At 62.6% G+C, this 11,660-nt stretch carries 12 protein-coding genes; 4 read left to right on the top strand and 8 right to left on the bottom strand.

The annotated features are described in order from the left end of the window. Positions 1-124: 124 nt before the first annotated feature. The 3 genes from METFAM1_RS0106220 (at position 125) to METFAM1_RS0106210 (ending at position 3,719) form a co-directional block, all read left to right on the top strand. Positions 125-1,945, top strand: a complete 1,821-nt coding sequence (locus METFAM1_RS0106220; protein ID WP_019918741.1) for a DUF1800 domain-containing protein — start codon at positions 125-127, stop codon at positions 1,943-1,945. Positions 1,946-1,990: 45 nt separating this feature from the next. Continuing rightward, on the top strand, positions 1,991-3,187 hold the full coding sequence (locus tag METFAM1_RS0106215; protein ID WP_019918740.1) for a DUF1501 domain-containing protein: 1,197 nt from the start codon (positions 1,991-1,993) through the stop codon (positions 3,185-3,187). 100 nt (positions 3,188-3,287) lie between these two features. Further along, positions 3,288-3,719: a hypothetical protein gene (locus tag METFAM1_RS0106210; RefSeq protein ID WP_024300519.1), complete on the top strand. Its 432-nt coding sequence runs from the start codon at positions 3,288-3,290 to the stop codon at positions 3,717-3,719. On the opposite strand, the gene METFAM1_RS0106205 is transcribed toward METFAM1_RS0106210, so the two are convergent. The 3 genes from METFAM1_RS0106205 to METFAM1_RS0106195 all read right to left on the bottom strand — a co-directional run bounded on the left by METFAM1_RS0106205 (position 3,712) and on the right by METFAM1_RS0106195 (position 6,576). Then, entirely contained in the window at positions 3,712-4,443 is a 732-nt protein-coding gene (locus METFAM1_RS0106205; protein WP_024300518.1) for a hypothetical protein, read from the bottom strand. The two genes, METFAM1_RS0106210 and METFAM1_RS0106205, sit on opposite strands and share 8 nt — an antisense overlap. A 197-nt stretch (positions 4,444-4,640) precedes the next feature. Next, positions 4,641-5,252 carry a DUF502 domain-containing protein gene (locus METFAM1_RS0106200; RefSeq protein WP_019918737.1) on the bottom strand — a complete coding sequence of 204 codons (612 nt, stop codon included), beginning with the start codon at positions 5,250-5,252 and terminating at the stop codon, positions 4,641-4,643. A gap of 490 nt (positions 5,253-5,742) precedes the next feature. Continuing rightward, positions 5,743-6,576, bottom strand: coding sequence for a class I SAM-dependent methyltransferase (locus METFAM1_RS0106195; RefSeq protein WP_019918736.1), 834 nt, complete (start codon positions 6,574-6,576; stop codon positions 5,743-5,745). A 228-nt stretch (positions 6,577-6,804) separates the two neighbouring features. Between METFAM1_RS0106195 and METFAM1_RS0106190 the strand changes: the two genes are divergently transcribed. Beyond that, entirely contained in the window at positions 6,805-7,797 is a 993-nt protein-coding gene (locus METFAM1_RS0106190; protein ID WP_269745046.1) for an AraC family transcriptional regulator, read from the top strand. A gap of 135 nt (positions 7,798-7,932) precedes the next feature. On the opposite strand, the gene METFAM1_RS0106185 is transcribed toward METFAM1_RS0106190, so the two are convergent. From METFAM1_RS0106185 to METFAM1_RS20805, 5 genes are all read right to left on the bottom strand, one after another. After that, on the bottom strand, positions 7,933-8,259 hold the full coding sequence (locus METFAM1_RS0106185; protein ID WP_019918734.1) for a hypothetical protein: 327 nt from the start codon (positions 8,257-8,259) through the stop codon (positions 7,933-7,935). 150 nt (positions 8,260-8,409) lie between these two features. Next, the gene (locus METFAM1_RS0106180; RefSeq protein ID WP_019918733.1) at positions 8,410-8,832 is read right to left on the bottom strand and encodes a type II toxin-antitoxin system VapC family toxin; all 423 of its coding nucleotides are present in this window, start codon (positions 8,830-8,832) and stop codon (positions 8,410-8,412) included. Then, positions 8,832-9,065 carry an antitoxin gene (locus METFAM1_RS0106175; RefSeq protein WP_019918732.1) on the bottom strand — a complete coding sequence of 78 codons (234 nt, stop codon included), beginning with the start codon at positions 9,063-9,065 and terminating at the stop codon, positions 8,832-8,834. The genes METFAM1_RS0106180 and METFAM1_RS0106175 overlap by 1 nt, the downstream gene beginning before the upstream one ends. A gap of 268 nt (positions 9,066-9,333) precedes the next feature. Next, a complete protein-coding gene (locus METFAM1_RS20555; protein ID WP_269745056.1) occupies positions 9,334-10,953 on the bottom strand; it encodes an NACHT domain-containing protein in 1,620 nt (539 codons plus the stop codon). A 27-nt stretch (positions 10,954-10,980) separates the two neighbouring features. Next, a complete protein-coding gene (locus METFAM1_RS20805; RefSeq protein ID WP_157256673.1) occupies positions 10,981-11,625 on the bottom strand; it encodes a hypothetical protein in 645 nt (214 codons plus the stop codon). Positions 11,626-11,660 lie beyond the last annotated feature (35 nt).

Here is an 11,660-nt window from a genome sequence, read left to right as displayed (position 1 = left end):
GGGCCGGTCGAGCCGTCGCCCGCGTGACTCCAGAAAATCCCTAGCGGGCGGAGGGTGATTTGCACTGGAGCGACCGTGCCCGGCGGCTCTACGCTGCACGCCTGTTCATCCCGGATGTGCCCTCATGGTCCGTATCGCTCCTGTTGCGCTGGCTTTCGCCGGTGCAGTGTTCAGCGCAGTCACGTTCGCGGCTTCGCCGTGGGCCGGCGACCTGGCCCCGATTGCCGCGGCCGACTGGAACCGCGCCCGCGCCGCACACCTGCTCGAACGCGCCGGCTTCGGCGGCACGCCGGCCGAGGTCGACGCCTTCGCCCGGCTGACGCCGACACAGGCCGTGCGGCGTCTGGTGTATTTCGAGGGCGCGCCCGCGGCCGAGCTGCCGCCCTTCGATCACTCGGGCGTATTCGAGGCGGGGCTGGACCCCTTTCCCGCCAGCCGTCCGGCCACCACCGACCTCGCGCGCGACAGCGGCGAAGCGCTGGGCGTCGCCGTGAAGGCCGGCGGCAACCGCCGCATGCAGCCGGTGGTGAACAAGTTCTTCTACTGGTTGCGCGCCAGCAAGCTCGAAACCGACCGCGTTGCCTACTGGTGGGCGAACCGCATGCTCACGTCGCCGCGTCCGCTGCAGGAGAGGATGGCGCTGTTCTGGCACGGCCATTTCGCCACCAACGAAGACAAGGTGCGTGACTACCGCAAGATGCTGAACCAGCTCGAACTGTTCCAGCAGAAGGGTCTGGGCGACTTCCGCACGCTGATGATAGGCGTCGCGCAGGACCCGGCCATGCTGTCCTTCCTCGATGCCGCAGTGAACGTGAAGGGCGCGCCGAACGAGAACTTCGCGCGCGAAATCATGGAGCTGTTCACGATGGGCGTCGGCCACTACAGCGAGCACGACATCCGCGAGGCGGCGCGCGCTTTCACCGGCTGGAACTACCAGGGCGTCGCCTTCCACATCGACACCGCCAAGCACGACGGCGGGCCGAAGGATGTGCTGGGCCGGCGCGGCAACTACGACGGCGTGCAGGTGATCGACATCATCCTCGACCAGCCGGCCACGCCGCGCTATCTCGCCAGCAAGCTGTATCGCCACTTCGTACGCGAGGACGTCGACCCGGCGCTGGCGGAAGAACTGGGCCGGCGGTTGAAGGCGGTCAATTACGACGTCGCCGCCTTCCTCGAAATGCTGTTCATGTCGCGCGATTTCCATGCGCCGGAATCGGTGGCGACGCGCATCAAGGGGCCGGTCGAACTGGTGGTGTCCACCTACCGCAAGCTGGGCCTGACCGAAGTGCCGGGCGTGCCTGACTTCAACGAAACCACCACCGCGCTGGGCCAGCGCCTGATGCACCCGCCGACCGTGGCCGGCTGGGCGCAGGGCCGCAGCTGGATCACGCCGGGGCTGCTGCTGGAGCGCGGCAATTTCGCGCTCGACGTCGCGCTGCCCGACATCAACTACATCCCCGGCGACCGCTACCCCGGCGCGCAGGCGGGCTACGAAATCCGCAACATCCACGAGCGCGTACGCAGCGGCCTCGATCTGAGCACCGCCACCAAGCCCGGCGGCGCCGATGGCGGCGTCGACATGATGGCGATGTCGAGCATGAACGGCGACCGCGACGAGGATTTCAACACCCGTTACGGCAGCTACCGCGGCTGGCAGATGGCGGTCGAGCGGGTGAAGCCCATCCCGCGCACGGTGGCGCGGCTGGATCTGACCGGCATGGTGCTGAAGGCCGGCTGTCGCACGCCGGAAGAGGTCGTCACCTATCTGGAAGGCCGCTTCCTGTCGGTGCAGCTCGACGGCTCCACGCGGGACAAGCTCGCCGCCTTCCTCGAAAAGGAGCTGGGTACGCGCGACCTGCCGGCCGCCGCCAGCTACGCCGAAGATCCGCTGCGCCTGCTGCTGCACGTGCTGCTGAGCCGTCCGGAATATCAACTGGGTTGAGGCGAGGGCAGGGCGGGTGCCCTGCCGCTCCGCTGGAGAACGCATATGAACATCGATCACAAGCGCCGCAGCATCCTCAAGGCCTCCGCCGGGCTCATGGTGCCCGGCGTATTCGGCACCATCGCGCGCGCGGCTGCCGCCGCCGAAGCGGAGGACCGCATCCTCGTCGTCTTCGAAATGTCCGGCGGCAACGACGGCCTGAACACCGTCGTGCCCTACGCCGACGACCGCTACTACCGGCTGCGGCCCAACATCGGCATCCGCCCGGACAAGCTGCGCAAGCTCGACGAGCGCTTCGGCCTGAACCCCGGCATGGCCGGCTTCGAGCGGCTGTGGAAGGACGGCCAGCTCGCCATCGTGCATGGCTGCGGCTACGACAACCCGTCGTTCTCGCACTTCACCTCGATGGCCTACCTGCACACCGCCGCGCCGAACAGCGGCGACGACTACGGCTGGGTCGGCCGGCTGGCCGACACCATGTCGCCGGCGCCGGTGCCCAACTATCTGCTCAACATCGACGCCACGCAGTCGCTGGCGGTGCGCAGCCGCATCCATACGCCGGTGGTGTTCGACGAGCCGGAGCGTTTCATGCGCAGTGCGCTGCACCCGACGCGCGCGCTGCTCGACGACGTGAACGTTGCGAGTACCGACAACCCGTCGCGTCGCTTCCTGGAACAGGTCGCGGTCAGCGCGCGCGAATCGTCGCTGGCAGTGCGCGAGGCGTGGTCGAAGTACTCGACCAATCAGGATTACGGCATCGCGCCGCTGGGTCTGCCCAAGGTGGCCGCCTGCATCGCCGCCGGCCTGCCGACGCGCCTGTACTACGCCGGCTACCGCAACAATGCCTTCGACACCCATGTGCAGCAGGCCGACCTGCACCAGCGCCTGCTTACCTATACGTCGGATGCGATCAGCGGCTTCCTGCGCGACATGGAACGCCTGGGCCAGGCCGACCGCGTGAGCCTGCTCATCTTTTCCGAGTTCGGTCGCCGGGTACCGGAGAACACCAGTCTCGGCACCGACCACGGCACCGCCAACGTCATGTTCTTCGCCGGCAAACAGGTGAAGGGCGGCCACTACGGCACGCCGTCCGACCTCGGCGCGCTGGACGCGGGCGACAACCTCGTCCACACCACCGACTTCCGTTCGGTGTACGCCAGCGCCATCGATGGCTGGCTCAAGCTGGGCGCGGCCGACAAGGTGCTGAAGGGCCGCTTCGCGCCGCTGCCGGTATTCGGGTGACGGCGGCGGTCGTCATCGCGGCGCGTCGTGACAAGACGCCGGAGGCGGTCTAGCGTCAGAAGGGGCGCTCGCAACGGAGCGAGGGCCGGAGGAGATGACCATGCCGCCATGGGAACATGCGTATTTCCGCGCCGTGCTGAATGCCGCGCAAGACCATGCCGACGCCATGCTCGCCTGTGGCGGTCCGCTGCGCCCGACCGGGCTGTTGATGCGCATGGCGGCCGCGGACCGCATCGACGACGCCGCGCTGGTCGATCTGGCCGGCCTCGATCAGGCCACGCTGCAACGCTTCGTGCAGGCCAATGCCGCGCGCCCGGACGTCGACGCAATCGGCCTGAGCCGCATGATGCGGCTCGGCGAGCTGGTCGATGTGCCGGCGCCGCCTGACGCCGGTGCACGCGATGTGCTGGTGATTTACCTGATCGCCCGTGGTCGCGAAACCTGGGTGGTGAACGATATCGACACCGCCACCCACCGGCTGCAGCGCGGCGAACTTGACCTGACGCGCATTAGCCGGACTTTCCTCAATTGAGGCGATGGCGCACGGCGCCGTCCCGGCGGCGCGTCGCCCGCAGCACGGCCAGCGCAGCGCCGGCCGTCAGGAGCAAGGCGGGAGGTTCGGGTACTTCGTTGACCGGCCGAAAGTCGAAGGTCGCCGCGAAGGCGAGATCCTGCCCGGCCGTGAATCGCCACTGACCCGACAGCAGCCCGTCGAGATCGCTGTCGGCATCCCAAGGGATGTTATAGGCGCCGCCGCCCAGATCCGTATTCGCGGTGGCGAGGCGCAGGCGCGAATCGTCCGGAATGCGCAGTTCATAGTTGTTCGCGAACAGGAACATCATGTAGGTGTTGCCGGCCGTCACCTCGGCATCGATGTCGAAGGTGTAGGTGTCGAAATCCAGGCCGCTGGTCAGCGGCACCGTGACCGGTGCGCTCGAATAGAGCAGCGGCCCGACGACATAGCGCGTGAAGGGGTTGTACTGCACCAGATGTGCCGTGAAGGTGACCGGTATCGCATTCGTATTGCTGCCCTTGAGCGCGTCGCTGAGCAGGAAGGTGAAGTCGAGCATTCGGTTGCTGCCGGTCGGCGCCACCAGAAACTGCCCCCAGCCGGAAAAGCCGGAGGAACCGAAGTCGCCGATACTGCTGCTGCCGTCCCACGACGACAGCGTGCTTACAACGATGGGCGCGGCCAGCGCCGGCGTGCCGCCCGCGACGCCGAGCAGCAATGACGCGATCAAGACGATTCTCTTCATGTGGTGATCCCCCGGTCAGAACGGTCCGCGACCTGCGACCGCCCGCAGGCGTAACGCAGGCTTGCCGGAGGCCGTGCCCACGATCACGCGGGGCCGCCTCCGGAGCGCGGTGCTCATTCTGGTCGGGTGGCTCGCTTCGACGCAATACGCATATGCGCGTAGTGCGCGCCGGCCGGGGCGGTGAGGCGGCGAGGCGTTCAGCGCGCCTCGGGATCGCCCCGGTTCGACGTCATGTAGGCGATCAGCGCCATGCGCATGGCCTCTTCGACCGACATGTCGACCGGCGTCACCCAGGCGCGCGGCACGAACACGGTGTAGCCGCCGATCATGTAGCCCATGGGCAGGTACACCGCGACCTGGTCCGCCAGCTCCGACAGCCCGGGCGGTAGCCCGCCCATCGACTGCCGCGTCACCAGGCCAACGATGCCCATCTCGTTGCCGGGCATGCGCAGCAGCACCACCTGCTGGGCGGATTCACCGGTATGCGGCGCGAAGTAGTCGGCGAAGTTCTTCAGCGACGAATAGATGCTCTTCACCACCGGAAGATTGGTGAAAGGCAGTTCCACCAGCGACAGCAGGCGGCCGGTTTCCGGTCGCGACACCAGCATGCCCAGGCCGACGATGAGCACCGCGCTAAGCGCGATGCCCAGGCCCGGCAGGTAGAAGTCGCCGGTGATCGGCCGCACCAGCATCATCGCCAGACTTTCGGTCCAGGTGACGAACAGCACCAGCACATAGACGGTCAGCGCCAGCGGCAGGAAGGTGATCAGGCCACGGAAGAAATACTGGTAGAGGCGGTGCTTGGTCATGGCTGGAAGGTCGGAACGGAGGCGTGCGGAGCATACCGCGTGCCGCAGGCGCATGCCGGCCTGCGCCTCCGTGTGGGAGGCTTCCAACCCCGGATCGGGCGCGATCCCTGTGGGAGCGGCCTTGGCCGCGACGCGGCGGATGTGTGCCGCCGGCTTCGATCCAGGCCGCAGTCGGGGTCAGAAGACCCCTCCCACAGAAACCCGGCTCATGCGCCGGCTGCGGATCGAGCGTGGTCCCTGTAGGAGCCGTCTTCTGACCGCGACAGAGCCGGTGATCCAGCGCTGCCTCATGCTTGGGCACCGCAGTCGGGTCAGAAGACCCCTTCCACAGAACCCCGGCTCGGGCACATGCCGCGGATCGGGCACGGTCCTTGTAGGAGCGGTCTTCTGACCGCGACGGGGCAGGTGATCCCGCACCGCCTCATGCTTGAGCGCCGCAGTCGGGATCAGAAGACCCCTCCCACGAGAACCCAGGCGCCATCGCGCCCCGTCACGCCCTGGTGATGACCACCTCGAGGTACTCGCCCGGCACCACCAGCGCATCCCGACCGCCGACATTGAGCTCGCCCAGCAGGGCGAGGATGTCGCGCTCAAGTGCCGGGCGGACGTCCGGCGCGACGGCGCCGAAGGCCTTGTGCATCGGCCCGTAGAAGGTGCGGAACACCTCCAGCCAGTGAGCGGCCGAGCGGTAGCGGAAGTTGAAGTGCCGGCGCTCGCACTTGAGCTGCGCAGCGCGGGGGCCGAACAGTTCGATCATGTGCGGCTCGGTGCCCCACAGTGAAGGTGACTTCACGCCCGGCGGCGGTGGTACGTAGGCGCCGATGATCTTGAACAGGCGCCCGATGAAGCCCCCGGGCGTCCAGCTGGCGAGTGCGATGCGGCCGCCGGGGCGCACCACGCGCAGCATTTCGCTGGCCGCCGTCGCGTGATCGGGCGTGAACATGACGCCGAAGGTCGACATCACGATGTCGAAGCTTCCGTCGTCGAAGGGCAGCCGCTCGGCGTCGGCGACGCGGAACTGCACGCTCAGGCCGTCGGCGGCGGCGCGGATGCGCGCCTTGTCGAGCAGCGCCTCGACGTAGTCGGTCGATGTGACTTCGGCGAAGCGGCGTGCGGCGGCGAGGGTCGCGTTGCCGTTGCCGGCGGCGACGTCAAGCATCCGTTCGCCGGCGCGCAGGTCGGCGGCTTCGGCGAGGTTTTCGCCAACGATTTGCAGCGTGCTGCCGATGACGGCATAGTCTCCGCTCGCCCAGGTGGCATGCTGGCGTTGTTTGATGGCATCGAAATCGGGCGTGGCATTCGGGGTTTCAAGTACGGCTGACATGGCGATCTCCTGAACGGATTGAGGGCGCGCCGCGCTCGCCTTGGCCCGACGGCCGGGCCGCACAGGCGGTGAGCGACGACCGGGCCATTCTTCATATCCGGTCTGCCGGGCGATTCACCGCATGTCGTTGAAACTTGCTCGTGGCTCCGCGATCGCGTGAACAGCTGACCAGGCGTCCGCGCCGCTTGATCGCGACGCCGCCGGGGAGGGGCGATGCAAGGCGATCCGTTGTCCGATGTGCTCACGAGTGTGCGTCTGCGCGGCGCCATCTTCTATTACGTGAGCTGTGACGATCACTGGGTGGCAGACACGCCACCGTCGCCGGAACTGGCCGACGCGCTCAGTCCGGGTGCCGAGCACGTGATTGCCTATCACATGATCCTGCGCGGAAACGGCTGGGTCGGCATGGAGGGCGAGACGCCGACCAGGCTGCAGGCGGGCGACATCGTCATGTTCCCGCGCGGCGATGCCCACGTGCTCTCCAGCGCGCCCGGCATGCGCGCGGCCGGCGGCGATCAGTCCTGGCGCGCCACGACGCGCGACCACCCCCAACCGGTCCTGATCGCCCTGCACGACGGCGTGTGCGAGCTCGATGCCGAAGTGCCCTCGAGCCGGGCCAGCAGCACCATGGTCTGCGGCTTCATCAGCTGTGATCTGACGCCCTTCAACCCATTGATCCAGGCCCTGCCGCCGATGCTGCACTTGCCAGCGACCGGGGTCGGCGCCTGGGTGGCACCCATGCTCGAACAGGCCGTGGCCGAGTCACGCCACCGGCGTGCGGGCAGCGCGGCAGTGCTCGAGCGCGTCAGCGAAATGGTGTTCGTCGATGCGGCACGCCGCTGTCTCGAAGCCTTGCCGGAGGAGGGCGGCAGCGGCTGGCTCGCCGCGCTGCGCGATCGCTACATCGGGAAGGCGATCGCGCTGATGCACGCGCGCCCGGCGGAGGACTGGACGGTCGATGAACTGGGCCGACAGGTCGGCCTCTCTCGCTCCGCCCTGCACGAGCGTTTCGTCGACCGCGTCGGCATGCCGCCCATGCAGTACCTCACCCACTGGCGCATGCAGCTCGGCGCCAACCTGATGCGTGAAAGCCAGGCCTCGGTCGCCACCATCGCGCAGGAGATCGGCTACGAATCAGAAGCCGCGTTCTCGCGGGCCTTCAAGCGACTGACCGGGCAGCCACCCGCGACATGGCGGCGCGCGCAGCGCGGGGCGGGGTAGCGGAGGAAAACGGCTTGGGAATCGGCGACGGAAAACCGGGGCGCGGGCCGAAGGCGTCATCTGTCCGCCGTGGCGCCTGCTTCTCGGCCTCTGTCCGTCTGCCCGGTCCTGACGCGGCGCGCCCGACAGCGGTCGCTAAGCTTCCTCGCTGGCGAAGAAGTTCGCCAGTCCATCCACCAGGCGGAATATTTCCGACCTCTCCTCATCGGACAGGCCTTTCAGCCGCACCGTCCAGGCGCTGTCGCCATCGACGGCGGAGAAGCCCGTTGAATCCATGAAGCCTTCGAGCCTGAAGAGTCGCGAGCGGATGGTTGAATCCAGCTTCGAGCGGTTCATCCGGTGCAGGCCGATACGACACTCGATCAGCGCCATTTCCAGCGCTGCATGCTGACCGTCCGGGTGCGGCTGCATCAATGCATCACGGGCGACGGCGAATCTTTCGGCCGGAAAACTGTAGCTCATCGACAACTCCTCTTCTGAGGGGGCCGATTGCCATGTTCGGCCCTCTGTTTTCTTGTCAGCAATCCTGATGGGTGCGAGACGACATGCCGACCGACGTTTCCCTGGCTGATTGATCCGAGGCAAGGACGGCGGGGTACGGGACATCGGTGCTCATGTCGCGGGCGATGGCGCAAGCCAGTCTTCCACCTTCAGCCCGGGCACGCGCTGGAACTCGCGCAGGTTATGCGTCACCAGCGTCAGCGCACGTGATCTGGCATGTGCCGCAATCAGCATGTCATGGCTGCCTATCGGGGTGCCGGCACGCTCAAGCGTGGCGCGGATGTCCGCATAGTGCGCGTCCGCCGGCTCGTCGAGGGGCAGCACCACCATTGCATCCAGCAGTGCATCCACACGTTCGGTCAGTACTGCAGAGCCCTTTCGTTGTGCGCCGAAGCGCAACTCGCAGGCCACCACGATGCTGGTGCACACCACGTCTGGCGCCACATCGGAGAGGCGCTGCATCACCGGGCCACGCGGGTCGCGGATCAGTTCGGACAGTGCGTTGGTATCCAGCATCCAGAGCGGTTGCGCCATCAGAAATCGGCCCGTTCCTGGGGCGGCAGGTCTTCCACCTCGGGCAGACCTTCGTCCAGCGGCGCCCACGAAGCCAGAAGGTCGAGAAGGCGGTTCTTGCGGATGGGCGTGAGGATGAGGCTGTCGCCTTCCTTCCGGATCAGCACCTCGGCACCTTCAAGTTCGAACTCTCGAGGGATGCGTACCGCCTGATTGCGGCCGTTACGGAACAGTGAGGCGTGGCGTTCGATCATGATCGATCCTGGGGTCTGGTTGGCATATGGCAAAACATATGCCTTGGTTCGGCGGCGGTCAAGTCGGAGAGCGCGCGGGTCCTGTGTTGCCCGAAAAACGGGCGAATCCTGCTTTGGGAATGTTGCTGCGTCCGCCATATCAGCCCTGACGCTCTTGATGCCTGCGCGTGGGAAAGCTTTCGGGCAAAGCCCGCGAGGATCCCAGTAAATATTGCTGCGTCCCCTATTGTTTACTATTACCACCCCCCTATTGGTGTTAACTTCCTTTCTATATCAGCTTTGGTGAGTTCGAATCCATGGAACCAGAGTAAAGCTCTCTTATGTATTTTTGAAGGTTAGGGTTGCCTTTTCGAGATTTTGAAACTCGCTTGATTAGTCGCCCCACGTGATCGAGTTTTATTTTGCTTTCCTCGGCAACATGTTGGACTCCGAGCTTGACTACCCATGGTAACTCTCCAAGATCCTGCCTTGCGAGAAATGTAAATGTATCTGGGTCTTTGAGGCCCGCTCGAACAGCGTCGATGAAGAAGCTAGCGATAGTCCGTTCGTCCGTGCTAAGGGTCAAGTCACACTGGCACTGAATTTGCGCGGTCTCCAAGGCTTTACGGAAATATTGATACTCAAAGCTCTCTTTTAAAACGTAACTGAGGGTTGCGAAGAACTGCAGTTCGGGGAGTCTGGATAAGGATGATTTTATCTCTCCGGACTTGACGCCAAGAAAGTGCTTTGCCATCTCTATAAATACGTGGTAGACGGACTTCTCTATATGCTCATATTCAGTTTGATACGCGGATAGCATAAGATTTCCGAAATTTAGAAGTCTTAGCATTTTTTCTCGCTCGGTATCGAGTTGCAGTGCCGATAGTTTGTCTATGCGCTTTCCTGCGTCTTGTATTAGCCCAAGGTAAAAATACTCCACGCCGAGCCAATAGCCTGCGAAGGGGTTGGTGAAAGGTGCGTTGCGCCCGTGATATTCCTTTTGATGTAGGGCGAGTAAGTACTCTGCCAAGCTTTTATGCCGAAAGCTGAATGTTTGTCTATCGTGATTAATTACCACAACTTCGGAGCGCGCAGATATTCGCTCAAATATCAAAGGCGCGGAAGGTAATCCCTCTCGGGTTTTTGTGTACTCCCCGAGCATTCCAAGGACCTCATTTACTGCGATCTCTTGTAGTTCATTGTCGAGCATGTACTTCGCGACTCTTGATAGTACCGCGACGACGACGGGATATTCACGCTCGGTCATTAGGCCTTTTCCGATATCCCAGCGACCGAGCGCCAATTCAACATACTTCGAATACAACTCAGGTAGTGTTTGTGGGATCTCTTTTGCGTTGGCAGTTAGTACCCGCGTGAGAAGTATTGCGCTCATCGGTGTTCTGGGAAGCGCTTTTATTAGAGTGGACTTTGCTAGGTCCCCTCGGAGTTTTTCACTAATTCCGAGTGACGCGCAGTTGTTTTGAACAACTTTGTATATTTGCTCGAGTGAGAGTGGGAGTATTCTGAAGCGCACTACGTGCTTAAGGATTTCTTCTCCCTCTTCGATTGTCCATACGGGTCGAGAGCTTAATACAATCGTAAGATTTAGATTCGATTGAACGATGTTGGAAAGTGTTCTCGTCATGCAAACGAGCGATTTCTCTGTTGCTTCTCTAACCTCATCTATCCCGTCGAGTATGAGCAGAATCTTTTTTTCGGCTGTTGGGGCGTGAATCGAATTCATTTCCTCTAATAGATGAGCGATTTTTTTCTCGATGTCGTCAGCGACTTCAGAGAAATGGACTAACCTGGGTAGTGTCTGTTCGCGCTGAAAGGTCGCTGGGTCACAAAGAGATTTTACGTAGCGGCGAAGGAGCGTTGTTTTTCCGGAGCCCATTCCTCCTTCGATAAGAATGAACCGATGCTTTTTCAGCGCCTACTCTAAAGAGTAATGGAGGGATTTTTTGTACCTTACGACTTTACTTCCGGACTGGGTTTGCTCAATTTCGTAAAGTTCTTGAGTTACCTCGATTGCTACTGAGTTTGCCCCCAGTGTGTTGTATGACTCCGCCTTTGTCGTTTCTATGAGTGCATTTTGAAGATAAAGCCCGAGATTGGTTGGTATTTCATTCCAAAAGTGTGGGTAGTTTTGATCAACGAGGGCGGCGAGTCGATCAATGTCTATGAATTTAATGTTTCTGTTCTTGTAGTCCTCGTGGATTTTTCTTTCTGCTCCGTGTGATACTGCTCCGTTGCATACTATCCATATTTCGTTAAGGTATATTTTTCTTTTTCCTCCGTCAAAATATCGTTCGACGGCGCATTCTTCTATTTGTCTTCGGATGTCGGTGTGGTCTTGTTTTATGCTCCCGCATTTTGCAATTACGCCAACGTAGTTTTCATCCCCGAGTGTTGGGTCAAGTCTTGCAAGAATAAAATCTGCTCCCATTTCGCTTTGGCCGTGAGTGTACTCCAGCCGAGTAATGGTCTTATCGGTTGAAAAGACGGCTCGCAGCAATGGGTGGAGAGCGCCCACTTCATCACTAATGTTTTTTAATTTTTCGATTTTCCAGGTTTCCATTTTTTCCTCTGGCTAAATATGTCTGTGAGATTTTT

Origin of the sequence: Methyloversatilis discipulorum (assembly GCF_000527135.1) — a bacterium.
In the GTDB taxonomy this organism is placed as follows: domain Bacteria; phylum Pseudomonadota; class Gammaproteobacteria; order Burkholderiales; family Rhodocyclaceae; genus Methyloversatilis; species Methyloversatilis discipulorum.
This window is presented reverse-complemented; position numbering and strand designations above follow the sequence as displayed.